Origin of the sequence: Caproicibacter fermentans, assembly GCF_014303955.1 — a bacterium.
GTDB classification, from domain to species: Bacteria; Bacillota; Clostridia; order Oscillospirales; family Acutalibacteraceae; genus Caproicibacter; species Caproicibacter fermentans.
Genome location: NZ_CP060286.1, coordinates 187,929 through 210,702, shown reverse-complemented (window position 1 = coordinate 210,702; position 22,774 = coordinate 187,929). Strand labels below are relative to the sequence as shown.

The following is a 22,774-nucleotide window of genomic DNA, read 5'->3' as shown; positions in this document are numbered from 1 at the left end:
GGGTCATCCGACTCACAAAGCGCGCAGAAATCACCCTATTTCAGGCATTGATTGATCTTTGTTTCCTCTTTTGCCACTGTGGAATCGATGTCCGCCCCGTTGACCCAGACCGCGTCCATCACGTTGACCAATTCCTTGCTGGCCTCCGTATATCCGGGATTCATCGGGCGTCCCACGCTGCAATCGTTTAACTGATCCAGAGCGACCTTAAACTGCGGAGTCGTCTTGTAAAGATCTTGAATGGTGGAAGTTTTGGTCGCGCTTTTGCGGCTTGTAACATATCCGGTGTATTTACTTGCATAGGCAGACTGCTCCGTGTCCGTCATCCATTTGATAAATTCCCAGGCAGCTTTCTTTTCTTTTTCAGAGATTTTCGTCGTCATGACCAGATTGCATCCGCCCGTGGGGACGCCGTACTGAACATTTTTGGGAATATAGCAGGTGTTCACCTCAAAATGATTCTGCTTCGCGACACTGAGAGCTTTACTGAGATTTGCCGTGGAAGCGAACCACATCGCGCACTTCTGATTCATGTAATCCGCATCCACCTTGCTGGAATCCGCGCCCGCCACGCAGCGGACATCTCCTTTATCAATCAGGTCTCTGAAATACTTCAGCACGTATTTTCCCTGATCCGTATTAAGATTTGTCGCCGACTCGTCCTTGTTTAAAACAGAGGTGCCGTTTTCCAGAAAAAACGCTTCCAGCGTCCAGATATAGGAATACATCGACAGGCCGTAAGCCCCGGTCTTTTCCTTGATCGTTTTGCAGTAATCGGCCAATTCCTCCCAGGTTTTCGGACCGCTGGGATCAAGCCCCGCTTTTTCCAGCAGAGTGGTATTCATATAAAGGATCGGAGTGCTTCTCAGATAGGGCAAACCGTACCAAGCGTCACCCACCTTGCAGTTTTGCAAAAGTCCCTGATAAAAATCATTCATATCGACCCCGTCCTGCTGTATGTAGGGACTTAACGGTTCAATCACGCCGTTCTGAGCAAATCTTTTGATGGAGGAAATTTCCATCACGGAAACGGCCGGTGTGGAACCTGACACATACGCTGCCTGAAGCTTTTGGTGAACGTCGTCATAACTTCCCTGATATTGTGCGTCCACTTCGATTCCTTTTTCCTTACCAACCGTCTCGTTAAACTGCTTGGCCAAATTCACATTGTTTTCCTGGATTTTGTCGGTCCAGGCATACCAGAAAGTGATTTTAGTCGGGCTTGCACCCGACGGATCCTCTGAACCCTGACCGGAGCTGCCAACGGTATCCGCGGTGCCGGAAGAGCAGGCTGCTGCGGACACCATCATGGCCGCGCAAAGTAAAGCCGAGATAATTTTCCTCATTGTTTTCCTCCTGAATTTTAAGTACATTTTCTATAAAAACGCCGTCAAAACGCCGATCGGCGGCAGCGGCTATTTACTTATCGCCGATATAGGTAAACGCCTTAATGATTTGTTTCTGGGCAAAAAAGAAAGCGATCATCACCGGAATTACAAGCAGAACGTTTCCCGCCATCAAAACATTGTAGTCGATGCCTCCCTCATCCAGATGAAGAGCGGTAATTCCAACCGGAAGGGTCCTCACCGTGTCTTTGGTCGTGAGCACCAGCGGCCAGAAATAATCGTTCCAGGTGGCGATAAAAGTAATCAGCGCCAAAGTTACCACCGTAGGTCTGGCAATGGGCAGCATGACTCTGCACATGATTTTAAACTCGCCCGCGTGGTCCAGCCGCGCCGCCTCCACAATTTCATCCGGAACCTGCTTGAAGGTCTGTCGCATCATAAAAATGGCAAATGCGCTGCTGGCCGAAGGAAGGATTAAGCTGGCATAGGTGTTGATCATCTGCATTTTGCTGAACATCAGGAAAAGCGGCAGAAAAATCATCTGAGCCGGAATCATCATGGTTGTCAAAGTCAGCCCGAACAGAAAAGAGCTTCCTCTGAACTGAAACCGGGCGAAAGCATACGCTGCTGGGATTACCGTGAGGCACTGGCAAACCAAAATTCCGATTGTTACGATGATGCTGTTTTTCAGCATGGAAAAAAAGGGGATTCTTCTCATCACCTCCGAAAAATTCCGCCACTGCGGGTCGGACACCCAAAAATCCGGCGGCATTTTCAAGGTCTGGCCGAGCGTTTTCAGGGAAGTTAACACCATCCAGTAAAACGGCGCGAAAAAGATCAAAACGAGAATCAGACCGGCAAGGCCCCGGCCTGCACGGCGTAAAACGTTTCTTTTCATCTCTGCCTCCTCATTTATTATCGATAATGAATGCGCCGGCTGAGCGCGCGAAAATAAAGCACGGTGCAGATTCCGATGATTCCCATCAGCACAACGCCCATTGCGGAAGCGTAACCGATTTTATAAAACTGAAACCCGTATTGATAAATGTCGTAGACCAACGTATTTGTCGAATTCATAGGGCCGCCCTGCGTCATCAGATTCACGGTCTCAAACACTTTGAACGCGGAAATAATATTCATCAGGGTAAGAAAGAAAATCGTCGGTGAAATCATCGGAAGCGTGATCCTGAAAAAGACCGTGTGTTTCTTCGCGTGGTCAAGGTTTGCGGCTTCATAAAGATACTGAGGAATTGTTTCCATTGAGGAAATAAATATGATCGTGTTGTAGCCGATTCCTTTCCACACCGAAACAAAGATCAGAGACGGCAAGGCGACGCTTGGGTCGCTCAGCCAGCCCACCGGGGACATTCCAAACAAATGCAGAAGATAGTTGATCAGGCCGTAATCCGAATCCATCATCCACATCCACACATAAGAAATAGAGACGAGAGATACGATGTAAGGGGTAAAGAGCACACCCTGCAGAAATTTGTTCAGCCTTGTGTCCTGCTTGAGAGTAAATGCCAGCAGAAGAGGAATCATCAGCGAGAAAGAGACCATCAAAAACATATAGAGAAAGGAATTCCCCATCACCTGCCAGAAATCCGCGTCGTGTAACAGGTCAAGATAATTTTCAAGACCGATAAACGTTTTAGGCCCGATCAGGTTCCAGTGAAAAAAGCTGAGGTAAATCATATAGCCGATCGGATACAGAATAAATACGCAAAATACCGCTATGGACGGGGCAACCATCGCATAGGGAAGCAATTTCGCCCCGGCCTTTCCGGCGCCGGACTTCTTCGACACCGCCGCACTTGTTCTCACTCTTCCGTTCAGCGCATAATTTGTCTCCATGAATGTTCGCCATCCTTCCGCTTAACAGACCATTCTGTTCTCTTCTTCATCAAAATAAAACAGATCGCTGTTTTTAATCAAAACCGAATTTGTTCCATATTCCAGCATTTGCAGGTCAAAACTCTTAACATGGAACACGCCGAACGGCGACTGCACTTTGTAAAGGATTTGATCCCCTAGCATTTCCCGTGCAAGGATTGTCCCCTGCAAAGCAACCTCGTTTTCACGGGGTGCTTTTTCCCGCCCGCCGATGGAAGCTTTTTCCGGGCGAAAGCCTACATATTTGGCTTTCGGAGGAACCGGGAGATCCGCTCTTTTCAGTTCCTCGGCGCTCAGAATATTCATTGATGGCGAGCCGATAAATCTTGCCGTGAAGACGTTTTCCGGTTTTCCGTAAATTTCCGGCGGACTGCCGATCTGCCGAATCTCCCCCTTTTCCAGAAGGACAATATCCGTTCCCATCGACATGGCCTCCACCTGGTCGTGCGTCACATACACAAAGGTAGCGTTCAGTTTCCGGTAAAGCTCAATCAAATCCGTACGAATCTGATTCCGCAATTTGGCGTCGAGGTTGGAAAGCGGTTCATCCATCAGAAACACGGCGGGCTTTTTTACGATCGCCCTTGCAAGCGCCACCCGCTGGCGCTGCCCGCCGGACAGCTGCTGAGGTTTTCTGGACAGGTATTCCCCCAGCCCGACCATCTTTGCAATTTCCTGAATGCGTTTTTCCCGCTCCGCCTTTGGTATTCTCAAATTTTTTAAACCAAACTCAATGTTCTCCTTCACGTTCATGGTCGGGTACAGAGCATAGTTTTGAAATACCATGGCAACATGCCTGTCTCCGGGTTCAACGCCGCTGACATTTTTTCCGTCAATCAGCAGCTCGCCGGCCGTTTCCTTTTCCAGTCCGGCAATCATTCTCAGAATTGTGGATTTTCCGCAGCCGGAAGGCCCCAGAAGGACCGTGAAGCTGCCCTCGGAAATTTTCAGGTTCAAGTTTTCTATTACAGGGGGATTTTTCGCATACGCCTTGGTAATATTGCGAAGTTCAATTTTATCCATTGAGAGCCTCCTTGATTTCATCAGCACGAACACTGATACAATACCAGTTCTTTGTAAAAAGCCGGTCCTTATTTATTTATCTTTTGATTAAATTACCAAATCCGCTTTAAGCGAGGGCCACCGAAAATCGGTGGTGCAGGCCGAGGATCAAGAGCCGCGCAGCCACAGAATTGAAATGCAAATGAGGAAGCATACTCTTTGGGAATTGTCTGCACTTACTTTAAAACAGAACTGGTCTCACCGGCACCGCCGGTGGTTTCGGCAACAAAAAAGCAGCACCTTGCAAGCAAAGTGCTGTCAGCCTGTCGACTTCGCCCAATCTTCTGCGGGCGAATTACAGCAATAGATTCAAGCTTTATCAACCGGCTTACCGGTCTTCACTCTCAGGACGGCGCTGTACGCTCCGTTTGACGAAAGCGCGACAAGAATTGCGTTAAGCGGAATCGCCGCGGCCGCAGACAGCGTCAGCGCGCCTGTAAAGTATGTAGCCGCATAAAGAATAACGACGGCAATAAAATAGCTTAACCATTGCGTAGGCAGTTTCTGAAATGAATTTTTCAGGAACTGCGTGATGATCCCCGTAGCCGCGGAACAGCCGGTAAAAGTAACCAGAGTTGACCATGCAAAAAATTCGTTCATACCGATTTCCCCCTCCGTTTTTCGTTCAAAAGTCTGAACCCAGCCTTTATTTCCATTATATGCCCGCATTTAATGATCATGCTTTTTTGTCGATTTGTAATTCCATCTCTTTCCTTTTAAAAACCGTTGTACTATAATAGAACTATCGGAATCCGATTCGTCCGAAATCAAATAAAGGAGCTAATATCATGAAATTCTCCGATATGAAGTATGAGCGTCCCGAACTTGACGCGATCAAGCGGCAATACATCGAAATTACCAGGCAATTCCCCGACTGTTCCACTGCATCCGAACAATACGATCTGATCCTGCAACACGAAAAACTGATGAGCAATTTTCAGTCGATGGGAACGATTGCCTATATTCGCAACAGCATTAACACGGTGGATCCTTTCTATGAAAAAGAAATAGCGTTTTTCGATTCCAACAATCCTGTGTTCGAAGAATCCGTTCAGAATTTTTACAAAGTGATCGTCGCCTCTAAATTCCGCCCGGAATTGGAGCAAAAAACAGGAAAGCTGTTTTTTAAAAACCTGGAAATATCCATGCGGTCTTTTTCGCCTGCGGTTATCGATCTGAAGAAAAAAGAAAACGCTCTGGTTACGGAGTATGAAAAGCTGCTTGCCTCAGCAAAGATCGAGTTTAGCGGAGAAACGCTGAACCTTTCAGAAATTCAAAAGTATCAGATATCTTCCGACAGACCGACCAGAAAAGCGGCATGGGAAAAAACCGCCGGCTTTTTTATCGAGAATTCGAAACGGCTGGATGAAATCTATGATGAACTCGTTCAGAACCGGACCAGCCAGGCAAAAATTCTGGGCTACAACAACTACGTCCAACTGGGATACGACCGTCTGGGCCGTAACTGCTACGGCCCGGATGAGGTAAAGCAATTCCGGGATCAGGTTGCAAAAGACCTTGTTCCTGTGATTACTGAAATCAAAAAGAGCCAGGCGAAACGCCTTGGATTGCCCGACCTGAAATTCTATGACGATAAATCCCTGTTTCCGGACGGCAACCCCAACCCGAAAGGCGATCGTCAGGCCCTGGTAAATCAAGCGCAGAAAATGTATCGGCAAATGAATCCGCTGACCGGAGAATTTTTCGATTTCATGGTAAAAAATGAGCTGTTCGATCTGGACAGCAAAAAAGGGAAAGCCGGCGGAGGCTACTGCACGGAAATTCCGGATTACCGGTCACCGTTCATTTTCTCCAATTTCAACGGAACGGCAGGAGACGTTGAAGTTCTGACTCACGAAGCAGGTCACGCTTTTGCAAGCTATTTATCTCAAAGCATGCCCATCCTGGAACTTCGGACGCCGACCATGGATGCCGCCGAAACGCATTCCATGTCGATGGAGCTATTCTCGCGCAAATGGGATCCGCTGTTTTTCGAAGAGCAAACCGACAAGTTTTATCTGTATCAGTTGGAAGAGGCAATCAACTTTATTCCATACGGGTGCCTTGTGGACGAGTTTCAAACCACGATGTATGAAAAGCCAAACCTTTCGCCGGACGAGCGGAAACATGTATGGAAAGAGCTGGAAGCAAAATACCGTCCCTGGATAAATTTCGATCATCTTCCTTTCTTTGAAGACGGCGGCGGATATCAGCGCCAGCACCACATTTACTCTTTCCCCCTGTACTATATTGATTATTGTCTGGCACAGACGGCGGCTCTGGAATTCTGGATCGCTTCTGAAAAAGACTGGGATGAGTCGTTTTCACGCTACCTTACATTCGTCAAAGCAGGCGGAAGCAAAACCTATGAGGAGCTTGTCAAAGCCGCGGGGCTGGAGTACCCGATGGATCAAGGCTGCGTCAAGCACATGAGCGAGCCGATCATGGACTGGTTCCGCAGGCACGCATAAGCTCAGCCACATAAACATGAAAAGGGCGGGAACGTTTTCAGCGTTCCCGCCCTTTTCACAGAAGAACGGACGCGATATCGCGTCCGTTCCTGTTCTTAAACTGATTTAGGATTAATACATGCCGCCCATGCCCGCATCGGGAGACGGAGCAGCGGGAGGCGTCGGTTCTTTCTTATCCGCAACAAGCGATTCGGTTGTCAGAACCATCGCCGCGACGGATGCAGCGTTCTGCAAAGCGGAACGTGTCACCTTGGTCGGATCCACAACGCCGAACGTAATCATATCGCCGTACTGATCGTTTTCAAAGTTGTAACCGTAACCGGATTTTCCGGAACTCTGGATTTTATTGATGATGACGGAGCCTTCCAGACCTGCGTTTTCGGCAATTTGGCGCAACGGCTCTTCCAGAGCGCGGAGAACAATCTTGGCGCCTGTCTTTTCATCGCCATCGGACTTGTCGACAAAGGTCTGGACCTCGGAGATCGTATTCAGAAGAGCAATGCCGCCGCCCGCGACAATTCCCTCTTCCACCGCAGCCTTGGTTGCGGCAAGGGCGTCTTCCACGCGCATCTTCTTCTCTTTCATTTCGATTTCGGTCGCGGCGCCGACTTTAATGACCGCTACACCGCCGGACAGCTTCGCAAGACGCTCCTGCAGTTTTTCACGGTCATAATCGGAGGTCGTCTTTTCGATCTGAGCACGGATCTGGCCGACGCGGTCGGAAATCTGTTTCTTTTCGCCCGCACCGTCGACAATAATCGTGTTTTCCTTGTCCACTTTCACCTGGCGTGCGCGGCCGAGCTGTTCCATTGTGGCGTCCTTGAGTTCAAGACCCAGTTCGGAGGAGATCACCTGGCCGCCCGTCAGAATGGCAATATCCTGCAGCATTTCTTTTCTTCTGTCGCCGAAGCCCGGAGCCTTGACGCCGACGCAGGTAAAGGTGCCGCGCAGTTTGTTGAGGATCAGGGTGGAAAGTGCCTCGCCTTCGATATCTTCCGCGATGATCACCAGCTTCTTGCCGGACTGGACAATCTTTTCGAGGAGCGGAAGAATTTCCTGAATATTGGAAACTTTCTTGTCTGTAATCAGAATGTAAGCGTCGTCAATGATCGCTTCCATTTTTTCGGTGTCGGTTACCATATAAGGAGTGACATAACCGCGGTCGAACATCATGCCTTCCACAACTTCCGAATAGGTTTCGGCCGTTTTAGACTCCTCAACGGTAATCACTCCGTCGGATGTAACTTTCGCCATCGCTTCGGAAATCAGTTTGCCGATAAACTCACTCGATGCGGAAATTGCAGCAACACGTGCAATGTCGTCGGGGCCGGAGACCTTTTTGGAATTCTTTTTCAGCGCCTCAACGGCAACATCGACGGCATCCTGAATGCCGTTGCGAACCGCCATCGGATTTGCGCCCGCGGTAACATTCTTCATACCCTCGCGGATCAGTGCCTGCGCCAGCAGAGTTGCGGTCGTGGTGCCGTCGCCTGCGACATCGTTCGTCTTGGTGGAAACTTCCTTAACGAGCTGAGCACCCATATTCTCAAACGCGTCGTCCAGCTCAATTTCCTTCGCGATTGTTACGCCGTCGTTTGTGATCAGCGGAGCGCCGAATTTTTTATCAAGAACAACATTGCGGCCCTTGGGCCCAAGAGTGATCTTAACCGTATCGGCAAGCTGATTTACGCCGTTTAACAGTGCTTTTCTGGCTTCCTCGCCGTAAATAATCTGTTTTGCCATAGATCTGATTCCTCCAATATTTTAATATTATGAAAGCTGTCCTTATTCCACAACTGCAAGAATATCGCTCTGGCGAACCAGAGTGTAATCCACGCCGTCAAGCTTCACTTCCGTGCCGGAATATTTGCTTGTGATGACACGGTCGCCCTTTTTCACATACATGGTGACTTCTTTTCCGTCAACAAGTCCGCCCGGGCCAACTTCAACAACATCGGCGATCTGCGGCTTCTCTTTTGCGGAACCGGCAAGAATGATACCGCTCTTGGTGGTTTCCTCCGCCTCTTCCATTTTGATCAGCACTCTGTCCAGTAAAGGTTTTACAGTCATAATATATCCTCCTTAATGTTTATTTTCTGTTAGCACTCATTCATCTTGAGTGCTAAGATTATTTTATCTGCTTCCCTGATAAAAATCAAGAGGTTTTTTAAGAAAAAGCAGGATTTAATAATTTATTTACAAATTCCTTCCATCATATCTTTTTGGGGAATAATAAAGCGCACTGCATGGGGAAGGACCCGGTAGCTTGCGGCTTCAACCAGCGCGACTTCCCCATCACGATTGGAGGCAGCCGGCTTTTTGGAAAAAACTTCCATCTTCATCCCGCGGCGAAACAGCAGGAATTCTTCAAATTCTTTCGCGCCGATATGGCGTCCAGCTTTATACATGCCGACCAGCATGGGTATCTTGTAAAAGGGAGGCTTTCGGATCATGACAAAATCGAGCAGACCGTCGTCGGGGATCGCCTGCGGAGCCCCGCAGTAGCCGCCGCCGTAATATCTGCCGCTGGCGGCGAGCGCGAACAAAAAGCACCCCTGAAACTCTTCGGAATCGTCAATCCGAATGCGGAGGTTGCTCCCGATCTGCCCAAAGAGCGCCTGAATCAGCCCCAAATCATACGCCGCGGAGCCGCTGACGAGCGGAACCCGCTTCAGGCGCTCCGTATTCAGCGCAACCATCGCGTCCAGCCCCACGGAGCAAACATTGATTGAAATTCCAAGTTCCGTACGGATCAGATCAACGGGGCGCGAATCACCCGCGAGCTGCTGTTCCGGTGAAAGAAAATCCCGCATAGAGCCGAAAAGTTTGATATAATCATTGCCGGATCCGCAGGGAAAAATTCCTATCTCCGCATTATTTTTTCCCGCGGCGCCCTCGGCAACTTCCCCAAGGGTCCCGTCTCCGCCGAAAGCAAAAATTCTGACCGGACCGCCCTTTTCCGCCTCCCTTGCCGCCAGTTCGGCCGCCTCTCCGGGCCGCCGGGTCAGGTAACAGGCGGGATTCAAGCCGCGTTCGATGAAAACCTTCCGGATTCCCGGCAGAATTGTTTCGGCGGCATTCCGCCTGCCTGCCGCAGGATTGACAATCATAACATACCGCATCAGTTCTCCTCCCCGTGCATGGACTGAAATAAATCAGCCAAAGGGATTCCAAACCGGCTCGCGATATCCTTCAGGCCGTCTTCAATTTCCGACCGCGAAAAATCACTGTCGCGCAGCGTTTCGCCGTCCAGCTTGTTCAGCCTGGCATAAAAATCCACGGCAAGTTCCAGATATCGCCGATCGCCCGTGTCGAGCCTTTCGAACAAAAGATCTTCCGCCTCATTGATCCGCTTCCCGCGGATCAGGTTCAGCAGCCGTTCATGCAGCCGATCCGTATCATTCCTTTCGGTTTCCGATATTTCAAAATCCGGTGTTTTCTTGTCCAGTACGGCTTCCGTAAGAAAATTAACGATACTCTCAATCTGCCGCATGACCCAGTCTTCCTGAAACAACTGACTCCCTCATTTCCGTGCTTTTTGGTGACATCATGCCTTAAAATACATGTAATACTGGCAGCGAATCATTCCGTTATAAAGCTTCCTCCGCTTATCCGCCTTTCTACCAAAGCAATCCTCGAACGTGTCGTCCGGGCTGATGATGGAATAACTCCAGAAGCGCCTCCGTTCAAAGACCCGTCCCATCGCGCGGTAAATTTCCTGCGCCTGCTTCAAATCAAGCAGACGCTCCCCGTAAGGAGGATTGCAGATCACGCAGCCGGACTCGCCCTCCGCGCGAAACTGCGAAATATCCCGCTTTTCCGTACGGATACGGTCGCCGACCCCCGCTTTTTTCGCGTTTTCCAGCGTGAGCGAGAGCGCTGCCGGGTCCACGTCGCACCCAAGCGCCTCAAACGAAACGTCATGCCGCTCCAGCTCGCGCGCACGCTCTCGTTCCGTTTGCCACACTTTCCCGTCAATGCCGGCAAATTCCTCTCCCGCAAAGCGGCGGCGGAGCCCCGGGGCAATGTTCAGCGAATACATTGCTCCTTCAATCAGAATGGTTCCGGAACCGCAGAAAGGATCGATCAGATGGGCGTCCCTGCGGACGCGGGAAAGGGAAACCATGGCTGCGGCAAGCGTTTCCTTGATCGGAGCCGCCGCGGAATTCGCGCGGTAACCCCTTTTATGCAGGCCTTCCCCGGACGTATCGATCATCAGGCTGACCCTGTCCTTCAGAATGAGAAAACGGATCTGGTATTTTGTTCCGGTTTCTTCAAACCACGAAACAGCGTACTTTTGCTTGAGACGTTCCACAACCGCCTTTTTGACGATCGACTGGCAGTCCGGCACGCTTGCCAGCTGAGAGGACAAGCTGGAGCCCTTCACGGGAAACGCGTCCTTTCTTCCGATCCAGCGCTCCCATGGCAGGGCCTTAACTCCCTGAAACAGTTCTTCAAAACTCCGCGCGGTAAACTCGCCCATCAGAATCAGAATCCGCTCTCCGCAGCGGGCCCAAAGGTTGGCCCGCGCAAGCATTTCCTCCGAACCGGCAAAAACCACCCGGCCGTTCTGCGCTTCCACATTTTCCGCTCCCATCCGCCTGATTTCATCGGCGGCAAGGCCCTCCACGCCGAGAAGGCAGGGGCATACCAGTTTAAAATCCTCCATGATATTATCTCTCCTCAGAAAGAAAGGGCCGCGCCCGGCAGCCCTTTTTTCATAGTATTCTTTTTTTCCCCGGCGCTATTCCGCGTCCGGCGTAAGCAGTCCGTAATTGCCGTCTCTGCGTTTGTAAACAACATTGATCTGATTGTCTTCCTGGTTGCGGAACATAAAGAACTGATGCTCCAGCAGATTCATCTGCAGGATGGCTTCTTCCACGCTCATGGGTTTTACACCAAAATGCTTGGTGCGGACAATTTTATATTCTTCAGATTCCTCACGGTCATCCGGAACCTGAAAATCTTCATCAAGGGCTGAAAAATGGATTCTCTTTTCAAGACGGGTTTTATTTCTGCGAATTTGGCTGGAAAGCGCGCCGATTACATCATCCAGAGCATCGTTCATTTCTTCGGCAGTCGCTTCCGCACGGTAAATCATTCCCTTGGAATGCACTGTAATCTCCACCGTCTGGCGATTTTTCAGCACCGTTACGACGACCTTCGCCTCAGCATCCTCATCGAAAATGCGGTCGAAGCGAGAGAGCTTCTTCACAGCCAGCTCTTTGAAATGATCCCGCAGGTTTACTTTTCTGCCGGTAATCGTGATCTTCATGACAACATCTCCTTTAGCGTACTTTGGAGGATTCATCCACCATTCATACTATAACATACGCCGTTGAAAAAAGGAATAGGAGACGCTTAAATCGTCACGCTGCCGTGCCGCGTGACATGGCAGCCGACGTTGACGGCCACAGGCAGACCCGCAATATGAGTCGGATACCATTCAATCGCTACCGCAAGCGCAGTCGTTTTTCCGCCGAAGCCCTGCGGCCCGATTCCAAGCCCGTTGACCCTTTCCAGCATTTTCTGCTCCAGGCCGGCGTAAAACGGGTCCGGGTTAGGCTGAGAAACCGGACGGCAGAGCGCTTTTTTCGCCAACAGCGCGCATTGTTCAAAATCGCCGCCGATGCCAACCCCTAGCACCATCGGCGGGCAGGGGTTGCTCCCCGCGGTCTTTGCGGTTTCGGCAACATAATTCACAAGATCGTCCTCTGATGCGGACGGAGTAAACATCCGGATCCGGCTCATATTTTCGCTTCCGAAGCCCTTCGGCGCCACCAAAAGCCTTATTTTGTCACCCGGAACAATCCGCGTATGCAGAATGGCCGGCGTATTATCTCCTGTATTGACGCGCCGCAGCGGATCGGCAACCATGGAGCAGCGCAGCAAGCCGTCCAGATAACCGCGTCGAACGCCCTCGTTGACCGCGTCTTCAAACGCGCCGCCGGTCAGGTGAACCTCCTGGCCGATTTCCGCAAAGACAACGGCGGCTCCAGTATCCTGGCAGATCGGCAGGTTCAATTTACGCGCAGCCTGCAGGTTGGCGCAAAGATCCTCCAGAATCGGCTTTCCTGTCCCGGAGGTTTCCTCCTTTGCGGCGCAGGCGATGCAGTTTTCCAGGTCCTCCGGCAAAACACGGTTAGCTTGTAAACAAAGCCGGGCAATTTCTTCCGAAATTCTTTGAACCCCTATTTCGCGCACAGAGCATCGCCCCCAAAAACGACTTGACCACCGGCAATCACGCAAAGCGGTTTAGATTCGAGGCGGAGCGGGTCCGTATCAAACACCGTCAGGTCGGCGTCCTTGCCCTCTTCAATCGTTCCGACCCGGCTGTCGATGCCGCAGATTCTCGCGGGATTCACGGTGATAGCCGAAAGCGCCTCCGATGGGTCCATTCCCTCCCTGACGGCCAGCGCGGCGCAGAGCGGAAGGTACTGGATCGGCGTAACCGGATGATCCGTGATAATCGCGGTTAGAATCCCTTTCTTTGCCAGCATGCCCGGAGACGCCGGGGTAAGATTTTTCAGCTCCGGTTTGCTGCGATCGCAGAGAATCGGGCCGGACAAAACCCGCACATGATCCTGGCGAAGACCGTCAGCGATCAAATACCCTTCCGTTCCGTGAACAACCACATAATTGAGGTTGAACTCTTTTCCGATTCGAATTGCCGTATAGATATCGTCGGCGCGGTGCGCATGGAAATGAACCTCAATCTCCCGACGGAGGGCGGGCAGAAGCGCTTCGCATTTCATGTCGAAATCCGGCGGATCGGTTTCCTCGTCCGTTTCAGACCGTTCCAGGTCTTCCAGATACCGCCTGGTCTTGAACAGCTCCGAGCGAATCAGCGACGCCGTCGCCATGCGTGTGGACGGGGTTTCGTTTTTCCCATGATAAACGGTTTTCGGGTTTTCACCCAGCGCCATTTTGATTGCAAGCGGCGCCTTTACAATCATATCGTCGATTCTCGTGCCGAATGTTTTGACTGCCGCCAGCTGACCGCCGATCGGGTCTGCGCTGCCGGGGCCGGTCACCACCGTCGTAACTCCCGCGGCCAGTGCTTCTGAAAAGCAGCGGTCCATCGGATTAATCGCATCAACGGCCCGCAGCTGCGGAGAAACCGGATCGGTCTCCTCGTTTCCGTCGTCGCCCTCGAAGGTAAGGCCGTCTTCCCACATGCCAAGGTGCGTATGGGCGTCGATGAAGCCGGGATACAGCCCCGCCCCATGCAGGTCGAGGACTGTTTCATCAGGCAGCTGCGGCAGCTTTCCGGAAGATACCGTTTTGATTTTACCCTCCCGCACTCTCACAGAGCCTTCTGGAATTGCCGCCCCCGCCATGGTATGGATTTTCGCATTGTAAATAAGCATAACAGCCTCCAATAAAAAAGCGGAGTGCGAACACTCCGCAGAATTCCGTATTCTTATTTTGCCTGATTGGACCCGCCGTGCCTGGAAAATCCGCCACGTTTGGATTCCATGCACCGTTTCAAATCCAGCATTTTTTCGTCGCTGGTCTGTTTGAATTTAGACAGCATGTCTTCAAAACTGGAGGGCTCATTTTTTCTGCTTGGCTGCCATTCGTAGCTGCCTGGTCTGGATGGCCTCGCCGCGCCGCCGCCGGGACGGACTTGCTCCACGGCTTTTTTCATGGAAAGGCTGATTTTCCCTTCAGGAGTAATATTCAGGATTTTAACTTTGACCATCTGATTTTCCGACACAAAGTCGCGGATCTCCTTAACAAAGGTGGGTGCGACCTCCGAAATATGAACCATCCCGGTTTTGCCCCCCGGAAGTTCCACAAACGCGCCGAATTTCGTGATGCCCGTAACTTTCCCTTCCAGAACCGTTCCTACCTCAAGCTGCATATGTAAGTGTTTTCCTCCTTAAACAGAGCTGTTTAATGTCCGGCTATATTAACAAAAACACGCTCGCCCGGCTTGGCGTAATTAAGCTCTTCTCTCGCTTTGCGCTCCATATAATCGCGCTCATCGTCCGCCCCGGTACTGAAAGCCTGTTTCAGATCATCATTTTTAATTTCCTGAATCTGAATCTGTTGTTTTGCCGCCGTAAGTTCCTGCCGCTTCCCTTGTATTTCGATCTGCTGATTCACCAGGGCAACAAGCATATATGCCCCGAAAATAAAGACAGCCAGCCTAAGCAGAAAACTTTTTTTTTGTTTTTGATTTTCGAGTACCTTCATTTCTCTGCACGACCTTACGTTTTTGCCTGCTGCGACGCAACCCGTTACGACGATTATACACTATTCCCGCCCTCTGTTTCAAGCGTTTTTTCCAATCCCGTCCCTTTTTTTTCAAGAGATTTACTGCAATCTTTACTTTTTTGCCAAACCACCCGGAAACACGTTTCAGCAGTCTGCCCACCGGATCAAAAAAACAGCGGTACAAAAATCCGGAAATCGCGCGGAAGAGATATGCCGTAACCTGTCCGACGGTAAAATAATAAACAAACCAGCCGACGGCTTCCCCCGCCAGAAGATAGATTCGTACCGCGCCGCCGCCAAGAGGAAGTGCCAGCAAAAATGAGAAGAACGCGCAAAATACCATGTAGAAAAAATCCTGAAAAAAGACCGCGCGCTTTTGGGAATGAAAAAAGTCCCGCCAGATTCTCAGCACGTCATAAATCGCGCCAAGGAGAAAGCCGGCGGCAACGGACGCTGAAAAGCCGAACATCTGAAAGGAAAGAGGTGTTACCAACGCGACTCACGCCCCTATTTGAACAAACGGGTGAAAAAGCCGCCCGTCGTCGCCCGGTTGTCCGTATAAGACATGGATGTGATTTCTCCGTCAAGCGTCAGCTCTCCGGAATCAATATTCAGTTTATCAATATGAAGGTTCACCCCGTGGATGACCAGTTCTCCCAAATCGGTGTAGGCCACCACCGTCTGTTCGTCAAAGCTGTCGACATTGGACACGCCCGTCGCGGTCAGTGTCCGACGATTTTCCAGGATCAGGCTGTGCGGCGTTTTCACCGTTTTCTGTTCGGCCAAAGTTATCCCTCCCGCTTCGTACTGTTTCATTTGTATGCGAAAGCGGTTGGACATATACTAATGCTCCGCGGGGCCCTCCGAAAGAATTTGGTACAGGTCGGATGCCTGTCCCTTTCCGACGGTCTCGCTGATACTGAGGACCTTTGCCCTGATGCTGCGGGATCCCAACCCGATTTCGATCAGATCGCCGACCTTGACTTCATAAGAAGCGCGCGCCGGTTTCGAATTAACAAGGACGCGGCCAGCGTCACACGCTTCGTTCGCAATGGTCCGGCGTTTAATTAGTCTTGACACTTTTAAATATTTGTCGAGTCTCATTGTTCCCCTTCCGATAAATCAACGGGGCTGTAACAGAAACCTTCTGCTACAGTCCCGAATGAAATACTAATTTATTTTAGATGGAGGTTGAATCCTTAAATGCCTTGCCCGCCTTAAACGCCGGGACTCTTGACGCGGGAATCGTGATGGGAGAATTTGTTCTGGGGTCGCGGCCCTGGCGCTCGCTGCGGCTGCGAAGCTCAAATGTTCCAAAGCCCACGATCTGGACCTTTTCGTCTTTGGCTACCGTATCAACAATGGTGCTGAGCATTACATTTACGGCATTGTCGGCATCCTTTTTCGAAAGCCCGGCCTTTTCAGCAACAGCAGAGATTAATTCAGTTTTATTCATATTATTGACCTCCGTTTTTTATTATTCAACAGCAATCGCTGAGAATTTCAATCAATTCCTGTCGGCGGATTGTTTTCCCGTTCTTCAAACTTCTCGATAAACCGGTCGCAGGCTTCTGATAAAGCCTGTTCGGCTTCCAACTCCAGAATACCCGAAAGCTCTGCTATGGAGAGCAGAAGCCGGCCCAGTTTTTCCATTTGCTCCTCTTTTTGTCCGGTTTCAGCGGAAAGAGCCGCCTGCTTCGCGTTATCCCGCAGGGTCTCCAACGCATTTGCAAGGCTTTGCGGTTTGCCTTCCGCTTTCGCAGCCTTTCTGCAAACCTTCTGAGCGCGCATCAGTGCGGGAAGGGCCTTGGAAACGCCCCTGAGCACCTGCGTCTCGGTACTGCGGCCTTTTTCTTCTTTCTTGATTGCCTCCCAGTTTAACAGAACCTCTTCACTGTTTTGAGCGGTTCCGTTCCCGAAAACGTGGGGATGACGGAGAATAAGTTTCTTGACAATTCCGTCGACAACATCCGAAAAGGAGAAGCCGCCGTTTTCCTCTTCCATTCTGGAATGAAAAACAACCTGAAGAAGCACGTCCCCCAATTCTTCCTGAAGAAGTACCTTATCATCCGTGTCGATCGCTTCCGCAGCTTCGTAGGCTTCTTCCAGAAGATTGTTCCGGATGCTTTGATGGGTCTGTTCACGATCCCACGGACATCCCCCCGGGGACCGAAGAATTTCCATAATATCCAACAGGTCGCCTATAGTATATGTTTCTTTAAGTTGAAAATACAATTCTTTCTATCTCCTGCTCTGTCATACTCTGGAAACCCGCTTTTATTCTACCTTATCCAATGACGTTTTTCAAGTATTTTCACAATTTTTTGTCCCTTTGGCAGCATTATAATATCCTGCCGGTTCAGCGCGCGGAACCAAAGGATCAGGAAAAGATAAAGAAACGCGGCGGTCAGGATTGCAAGGATGGTTGCGAAGTCCGCGGAAATGATCTTCGCCGCGAATTTCTGAAGTGCCCAGGCGGCCCCGACGCTGATGGCGGACGCCAGCAGCGGCTTGACAAAAATCGCAAACAGATTCGGCATTACCTTTGTTTCCCGAATCAGAAAATACAGGGCAAGGAAGGTGATCAGAAAATAGCAGACCAGGGTGCCGGTACCGGCGCCCATGACATTGATTTCGGGAATTCCGACCAGAGTATAGTTCAGGACGATTTTAATCACCAGCCCGACAACCAGCAGTTTTACCGGAAGATCAACCCGGCCGATTGCCTGCAGCATACTGTTGATCGGGGTGCTGATGGAAGCAAAAATCGCGGCGAGTCCAAGGACAATCAGAATTTTACCCGTAATCTCCGGCGCGTTCTGTGCCCGGAACATCAGTCGGGCAATCGGCGTGGAGAGCATCGAGAGCCCGATGCCGGCCGGAAACGCAATCAGCGTCACCATGCGCAGAACGGATTCAACGCTGTGTTTGATCCGTTTCGGGTCTCCCTGCGTCCAAGCAGCCGTTACGTTGGGCAGCGCGCTGACTCCAAGCGCCTGTGTAATTCCGGGCACCAGCATGAACAGAAGCGTCGCATTGCTGAAACAGCCGAACAAAAAAGACGGAACCAGATTCAGCTGGATATCCGACTGGGGAATAATTCCCCGGTACATGTTGAGCAGAACATCCGGGCTGCTGTCCATAATATCCTTGATTCTCATCTGCAGGAACGTGCTGTCCACCAAGGTGGAGAGGTTCACCGCGAGAGAGCCGAGAGCAACCGGAATCGCCGTGCGGATCAGCTGAGAGGAAGTCACCCGCATCGGCCTTGGCCTTGGGGAGCGCATCAGCATCTCGCGGGAAATGCCGTCTCCGTTGATGCGGTGATAGGACCAGAGAAACAGAAAACCGATCATTCCGCCGAGCGTAACGCCGAAAATCGCGCCCGCGGCGGCATACGGCAGCGTGGCGAGCTTCGCGTATTCTTCCGATTTGACCGCGGCGCCGAACACCGTTCCGGCCGCGGCGTACTCCCGCATCCCTTTCCAGACGATGAAGGCTGCGGCGGAAAGCCCGAAAATCAGCTTGCACAGCGCCTCGATGACCTCAGAAATGGCGGTCGGGTACATGTTGCGAAGACCCTCGTAGTACCCGCGGTAAATCGACATCATGCTGGTAAAGAAAACCGCGGGCGCCAGCACATAGATCGCCGGCAGTGCGTTGTCCGGATTTCCGCTGAGCACAAAGTTGGCGTAGGGTCTCGCACCGAAGAACATGATGGAAAACGACAAAAGTCCGAGAACCAGAAAAATGCGAATGGACGCCCGATGAATCTGCCGCACGTCGCGGAACCGCCCGCGCACCGTGTTTTCCGAAACAAGCCGTGAAATCGCGATCGGGAAGCCCGCCGTTGCCAGGCTGTATAGCGGAGCGTAAAGAGAATAGGCGTTGGAAAAATAGCCGTTTCCGGTCGGGGTGAGAATCCAGGTCAAAGGGAGCTTAAACAACGCGCCGATGATCCGCTCGATGGCCATCGCCACCATCAGGATCAGGGCTCCGTGAAGAAAACTCTGCCGCTTAACAGCGGAGGCTCTCCTATGTTCCATTGCAACACATCCGTTTCCAAGATCGGTCACTTACTTAACAAACAAATAAACTATAAGATATTATACTGCGGGTTTCAAGAGCCTATGAAAATAAAAAAAGAGGGTTTAGCACCCTCCGGCCCGAACTGGTCGGCCAACCGCCGCAAAAGGCAGCCGAACCCGGGTCCTTTAAAGCATCGCAGGGAAAGGAGCTGCCGTTTTCATTCAGCGGCAGCTCAAATATTTCCCTCTTCTGTTGCTAAGTTTAGTCGTTTGACAGCTTATGGCCGCATTTGCTGCAATAAACCGAGCCCTGAGTGTTTTCCTGCCCGCAGTTTTTACAGACCAGTTTCGCACGCGCCGCAGACAGTTGGTCATTGACTGCGTCCAGCTGCTCGTAAAGATCGTCGATCGCCGTGACGCTCTCGGCAATTAAATCGGACGTATCATTGCCGGTTTTCTTTGCTTCGTAAACCGTGCGGCCGATTGCCTCAAACCTTTTGGAAATCTCATTATTTAAATCTGCCGCGCTGATTCTCAGCTTGGAAACATCGACAATCTGACTCGCCTTTTTCCCAACGACGTTTACTGCCGTTCTGGCATTGACTACGACATCTTCAAACAGTCCCATAACAGCACACCTCTTTTTCATTTGTTATATTATACCACCGGATGGATTGCAAATGCAACCATGCACACTAATAAATACCGCCGCCGATAAATTCCCGCAGGATCGAATCTTTGGGCACAAGACAGCTGTCGACCGGTTCAAACCGCTCCAGCGCGTTCAGCAGCGTTTGCGCGGTCTGACAGCCGGGGTCCTCCCCCGGTACGGTATGTAGGAGGGCGACGGCCTGGTCTTTCAGCACGCACGGTTCGTGCGCATGGTAGGAATTAATTGTGTAATCGGCGGAAGCACGGAACGGTTTGATGTATTTGCGCTCCCCGTTCATTACGTTGTCCCACATGCCGAGTGTCATCCATGGCGGTGCATTGCGGAAGTTGCGGTCCCGAACGATCCTGCGCACAAGGCGCATTTCATTCGGCCCGAGCAGCTCGCCTCCGTCGTCGCGGATACCCTGTTTCACACTGATATAAATTCTCCTGATATGTTCGGACGGCAGACCGCCGAGCAGGACGGGATTCAGCGCGTGTATTCCCTCCACGATTGCGATTTCGCGGTTTTCCAGCACGACCTGACGACGATGCGGGTACGGCAGATGAATGGAAAAATCAAAGACCGGCATATTGCAGCGCCCGTTTGTAATCAGTTCCCCAAGACATTGCATAATTTCCGGAACATTCAGCGCTTCCACGCTTTCGTAGTCATGGCTTCCGTCCGGCAGCACCGGCGCCTGATGCTCCCCTCGGTAAAAGTCGTCCAGGGAGATGATTTCCGCGCCCGTGCCCTTTTCCCGGAGTATTTCCGCCAGCCGGTGCGCGGTTGTCGTTTTGCCGCTCGCGGACGGCCCAGCCAGCATGACCAGCCGGCACGGCGGATCTTCGTTCACAAGACTGTCGGCGATTTTAATCAGGCTGTCCTGATACGCCTTTTCAGCCGCGGCTACAAACGCCGAAGGATCATGCCTAACCGCCTGATTAATCTGCAGGACGCTGTTCTGATACTCGATAAAATCAGTCCGCAAGGCCGTCATAAAATTCCTTCACCCTATCTTTCCTTGTCAGCATTTCCGAAAAACGGCTGATATATTCATAAGGATATTTGAAGTTAAAGATTCTCTCCAGGCGATCCGACAACGGGTCAAACAGTTTGGAAACCGCGCCCGCTCCACAGGCCAGAATCGTTTCTTTCTCTTCCATGATGAAAACGTTGTAGTATCCTTCAAACCCCGTCTTTGACCAGCCGGTGTTTTCAAGATTGCCCACCATGCGGCTCTGCCGATAAAGATAATACGGCAGATAGCCGCTTTTCAGCAGGGCCGAATCCGCATAAGTCAGCATGTTCTGGGCAGTCTTTGCATCACCGCTGTAAGGCCCGGACGGATCCAGCGACAGCTTTGCCGCGCGTTTCAGGGCAAGCGTGTGCACGGTAATATTCTCCGGGCCCAATTTCACGACGCCGTCCAGAGTTTTTCGAAAGCTTTCCGTGCTGTCCTTCGGCAGCCCCGCGATCAAATCCATATTGATATTGCCGAACCCGCATTTTCTGGCGAGCGCGTAAGCATCATACGTTTGCTCCGTCGTGTGCGCCCGGCCGATTGCCCGAAGCACCTCGTCGTTCAACGTCTGAGGGTTGATGCTGATCCGGGTCGTTCCGCTTTCCAGAAGCGCACGGAGCTTTTCTTCCGTCACAGTGTCCGGCCGGCCGGCTTCCACCGTGAATTCCCTGCAACGGGAAAGGTCAAAACTGTCTCCGACCGTATCCAGCACCAGCCGAAGCTGTTCGGCGGACAGGGTTGTCGGCGTCCCCCCGCCCACATAGACGGAATGGCAAATCAGTCCCAGTTCAGCTGCCAATTCCGCCGTGCGTCGCAGCTCCTCGCATAAAAGCTTCACATAATCCGGGACAAGACGGAACGCCTTTTCCACCGTAGTTGATACAAAAGAACAGTACGCGCATCGTGTGGGGCAAAACGGAACCGAAATATACAGGCTGAAAGAACGGGGGCTCGGGATGGAAAGGATTTCCTTCTGGTTTTGGCTCGTCATACGGCACAATTCCGCTTTTTCGGGCGAAACCAGCAGTTTTTTTCAAAATACCCGACGGCATTCTCTTCTCCCACGCTTTCGGCAAGGCGGGCAAAAAGCTTGACCGGCCTGACTCCGGTCAGGATTCCCCACCGGGGGCGAAAACCGCAGGCGGACGACAGCAACCGGTACAGCAGCACTCCCAAGCACCGTTCCACTTCTCGAGGATCGGACGCTTCTTTTGCGGAAAGCAGTTCTTCGGCTTCCCGTTCGGACCCGTTCAGCTTCGTCCGTACCCTGATCCGCAGCCCTTCGGCGCAAGGCTCGGCGCCGGTATACACATCCGTTCCGTCACCCGGTTTTACTGCGGAGATAATCTTCTGATCCGGGAAAAAAACGCGGCACAGGTTTTCCATCTCATATTGAAATTCGTGTCCGTCAATACAAAGGGTCATGCGCGTCCATCCCCAGAAAAGAATTGTTTTTCCGTTCATATTCCAGCGTGCTTTCCGGACCGTGGCCGGGGTAAACATGAAAATCCCCCGGCAATTTGGCAAGCTTGCGGAGAGAATCCATCATCTGATGGTAGCTGCCGGTCGGAAAATCCGTCCTGCCGCAGCTCAGCTTCATCAGTGTATCGCCGGTAAAAAGAGCGTCTTCCACAAGGAAGCAGCACCCGCCCGTGGTGTGGCCGGGCGTGTGAATCACTCGGATTTTCAGTTCCCCAAGTTCAATCTCGTCCCCATCGCCCATCGGATAATCGACTCGGAACTGCTGAACCTGCGCACCGTAAAAAATTCCCGATGCGTTCAGCGAAGGATCGGAAACAAACATGAGTTCATCCGAATGCAGATACACCTTCGCTCCGGTTAATTCCTTTACCTTTGCAACACCGGTGATGTGGTCAAAGTGTGCATGCGTCAGCAAAATGGCCTGAACTTTGTCCTGTCCTGCCGCAAGAACGCTTTCGGTCAGGTCCTCGCTTTCAAATCCGGGGTCGATCACGGCGGTCAGTCCCGTTCGGTTGTCCGTGAGCAAATAGCAGTTTGTCGGAAGAGGCCCACCGGTAATTCTGGTTACTTTCATTGTATTCCTCCTTGTGGGA

27 protein-coding genes are annotated in these 22,774 nt (G+C 51.4%); 1 reads left to right on the top strand and 26 read right to left on the bottom strand.

Annotation, left to right across the window (positions count from 1 at the left end):
- Positions 1-35: 35 nt before the first annotated feature.
- The 5 genes from HCR03_RS01065 to HCR03_RS01045 all read right to left on the bottom strand — a co-directional run bounded on the left by HCR03_RS01065 (position 36) and on the right by HCR03_RS01045 (position 4,901).
- Positions 36-1,346: an ABC transporter substrate-binding protein gene (locus HCR03_RS01065; RefSeq protein ID WP_187036270.1), complete on the bottom strand. Its 1,311-nt coding sequence runs from the start codon at positions 1,344-1,346 to the stop codon at positions 36-38.
- 73 nt (positions 1,347-1,419) lie between these two features.
- The gene (locus HCR03_RS01060; RefSeq protein WP_156990000.1) at positions 1,420-2,244 is read right to left on the bottom strand and encodes a carbohydrate ABC transporter permease; all 825 of its coding nucleotides are present in this window, start codon (positions 2,242-2,244) and stop codon (positions 1,420-1,422) included.
- Positions 2,245-2,261: 17 nt separating this feature from the next.
- On the bottom strand, positions 2,262-3,200 hold the full coding sequence (locus HCR03_RS01055) for a carbohydrate ABC transporter permease (protein ID WP_083209907.1): 939 nt from the start codon (positions 3,198-3,200) through the stop codon (positions 2,262-2,264).
- 21 nt (positions 3,201-3,221) lie between these two features.
- Positions 3,222-4,262, bottom strand: a complete 1,041-nt coding sequence (locus HCR03_RS01050; RefSeq protein ID WP_066642364.1) for an ABC transporter ATP-binding protein — start codon at positions 4,260-4,262, stop codon at positions 3,222-3,224.
- Positions 4,263-4,610: 348 nt separating this feature from the next.
- Positions 4,611-4,901, bottom strand: a complete 291-nt coding sequence (locus HCR03_RS01045; protein WP_139103991.1) for a hypothetical protein — start codon at positions 4,899-4,901, stop codon at positions 4,611-4,613.
- Positions 4,902-5,089: 188 nt separating this feature from the next.
- On the opposite strand from HCR03_RS01045, the gene HCR03_RS01040 reads away from it, so the two are divergent.
- Positions 5,090-6,772, top strand: coding sequence for a M3 family oligoendopeptidase (locus HCR03_RS01040; RefSeq protein ID WP_187036269.1), 1,683 nt, complete (start codon positions 5,090-5,092; stop codon positions 6,770-6,772).
- Between the two features lie 111 nt (positions 6,773-6,883).
- On the opposite strand, the gene groL is transcribed toward HCR03_RS01040, so the two are convergent.
- From groL to HCR03_RS00940, 21 genes are all read right to left on the bottom strand, one after another.
- Positions 6,884-8,515, bottom strand: a complete 1,632-nt coding sequence (groL, locus tag HCR03_RS01035) for a chaperonin GroEL (protein WP_066642375.1) — start codon at positions 8,513-8,515, stop codon at positions 6,884-6,886.
- 42 nt (positions 8,516-8,557) lie between these two features.
- Positions 8,558-8,842 (bottom strand): co-chaperone GroES, encoded by a 285-nt coding sequence (locus HCR03_RS01030; RefSeq protein ID WP_066642377.1) that lies wholly within the window; start codon positions 8,840-8,842, stop codon positions 8,558-8,560.
- A 122-nt stretch (positions 8,843-8,964) separates the two neighbouring features.
- Entirely contained in the window at positions 8,965-9,894 is a 930-nt protein-coding gene (locus tag HCR03_RS01025) for a diacylglycerol/lipid kinase family protein (RefSeq protein WP_066642379.1), read from the bottom strand.
- Entirely contained in the window at positions 9,894-10,265 is a 372-nt protein-coding gene (locus HCR03_RS01020; RefSeq protein WP_156990004.1) for a DUF6483 family protein, read from the bottom strand. Before HCR03_RS01020 ends, HCR03_RS01025 begins: the two co-directional genes overlap by 1 nt.
- A 54-nt stretch (positions 10,266-10,319) precedes the next feature.
- A complete protein-coding gene (locus HCR03_RS01015; protein ID WP_187036267.1) occupies positions 10,320-11,441 on the bottom strand; it encodes a THUMP domain-containing class I SAM-dependent RNA methyltransferase in 1,122 nt (373 codons plus the stop codon).
- 75 nt (positions 11,442-11,516) lie between these two features.
- Positions 11,517-12,047, bottom strand: coding sequence for a ribosome hibernation-promoting factor, HPF/YfiA family (gene hpf, locus HCR03_RS01010; RefSeq protein WP_187036265.1), 531 nt, complete (start codon positions 12,045-12,047; stop codon positions 11,517-11,519).
- Between the two features lie 86 nt (positions 12,048-12,133).
- Positions 12,134-12,976, bottom strand: a complete 843-nt coding sequence (locus HCR03_RS01005; protein ID WP_187036263.1) for a fumarate hydratase — start codon at positions 12,974-12,976, stop codon at positions 12,134-12,136.
- On the bottom strand, positions 12,964-14,142 hold the full coding sequence (locus tag HCR03_RS01000; RefSeq protein WP_187036261.1) for an amidohydrolase: 1,179 nt from the start codon (positions 14,140-14,142) through the stop codon (positions 12,964-12,966). The genes HCR03_RS01005 and HCR03_RS01000 overlap by 13 nt, the downstream gene beginning before the upstream one ends.
- A 53-nt stretch (positions 14,143-14,195) precedes the next feature.
- Complete coding sequence (locus tag HCR03_RS00995; RefSeq protein WP_066642390.1) at positions 14,196-14,639, bottom strand: S1 RNA-binding domain-containing protein; 444 nt, start codon at positions 14,637-14,639, stop codon at positions 14,196-14,198.
- A 32-nt stretch (positions 14,640-14,671) separates the two neighbouring features.
- Positions 14,672-14,899 (bottom strand): FtsB family cell division protein, encoded by a 228-nt coding sequence (locus tag HCR03_RS00990; protein ID WP_233452715.1) that lies wholly within the window; start codon positions 14,897-14,899, stop codon positions 14,672-14,674.
- 28 nt (positions 14,900-14,927) lie between these two features.
- Complete coding sequence (gene yabQ, locus HCR03_RS00985; protein WP_066642394.1) at positions 14,928-15,488, bottom strand: spore cortex biosynthesis protein YabQ; 561 nt, start codon at positions 15,486-15,488, stop codon at positions 14,928-14,930.
- A gap of 14 nt (positions 15,489-15,502) precedes the next feature.
- The gene (gene yabP / locus HCR03_RS00980) at positions 15,503-15,781 is read right to left on the bottom strand and encodes a sporulation protein YabP (RefSeq protein ID WP_066642396.1); all 279 of its coding nucleotides are present in this window, start codon (positions 15,779-15,781) and stop codon (positions 15,503-15,505) included.
- A 57-nt stretch (positions 15,782-15,838) separates the two neighbouring features.
- Complete coding sequence (locus HCR03_RS00975; protein WP_066642398.1) at positions 15,839-16,099, bottom strand: RNA-binding S4 domain-containing protein; 261 nt, start codon at positions 16,097-16,099, stop codon at positions 15,839-15,841.
- A 76-nt stretch (positions 16,100-16,175) separates the two neighbouring features.
- Entirely contained in the window at positions 16,176-16,451 is a 276-nt protein-coding gene (locus tag HCR03_RS00970) for an HU family DNA-binding protein (protein WP_066642400.1), read from the bottom strand.
- Positions 16,452-16,498: 47 nt separating this feature from the next.
- Entirely contained in the window at positions 16,499-17,230 is a 732-nt protein-coding gene (gene mazG, locus HCR03_RS00965; RefSeq protein WP_187036259.1) for a nucleoside triphosphate pyrophosphohydrolase, read from the bottom strand.
- A gap of 47 nt (positions 17,231-17,277) precedes the next feature.
- Positions 17,278-19,041 (bottom strand): putative polysaccharide biosynthesis protein, encoded by a 1,764-nt coding sequence (locus HCR03_RS00960; RefSeq protein WP_187036257.1) that lies wholly within the window; start codon positions 19,039-19,041, stop codon positions 17,278-17,280.
- Positions 19,042-19,285: 244 nt separating this feature from the next.
- Positions 19,286-19,651, bottom strand: a complete 366-nt coding sequence (locus tag HCR03_RS00955) for a zinc ribbon domain-containing protein (RefSeq protein WP_066642413.1) — start codon at positions 19,649-19,651, stop codon at positions 19,286-19,288.
- A gap of 67 nt (positions 19,652-19,718) precedes the next feature.
- Positions 19,719-20,675, bottom strand: coding sequence for a uridine kinase family protein (locus tag HCR03_RS00950; protein ID WP_066642416.1), 957 nt, complete (start codon positions 20,673-20,675; stop codon positions 19,719-19,721).
- Positions 20,656-21,690 (bottom strand): coproporphyrinogen dehydrogenase HemZ, encoded by a 1,035-nt coding sequence (gene hemZ / locus HCR03_RS00945; RefSeq protein ID WP_267459203.1) that lies wholly within the window; start codon positions 21,688-21,690, stop codon positions 20,656-20,658. The genes HCR03_RS00950 and hemZ overlap by 20 nt, the downstream gene beginning before the upstream one ends.
- Positions 21,687-22,124 carry a hypothetical protein gene (locus HCR03_RS19590; RefSeq protein ID WP_228725048.1) on the bottom strand — a complete coding sequence of 146 codons (438 nt, stop codon included), beginning with the start codon at positions 22,122-22,124 and terminating at the stop codon, positions 21,687-21,689. Before HCR03_RS19590 ends, hemZ begins: the two co-directional genes overlap by 4 nt.
- Complete coding sequence (locus HCR03_RS00940; RefSeq protein WP_066642422.1) at positions 22,108-22,755, bottom strand: MBL fold metallo-hydrolase; 648 nt, start codon at positions 22,753-22,755, stop codon at positions 22,108-22,110. The genes HCR03_RS19590 and HCR03_RS00940 overlap by 17 nt, the downstream gene beginning before the upstream one ends.
- Positions 22,756-22,774: the final 19 nt, after the last annotated feature.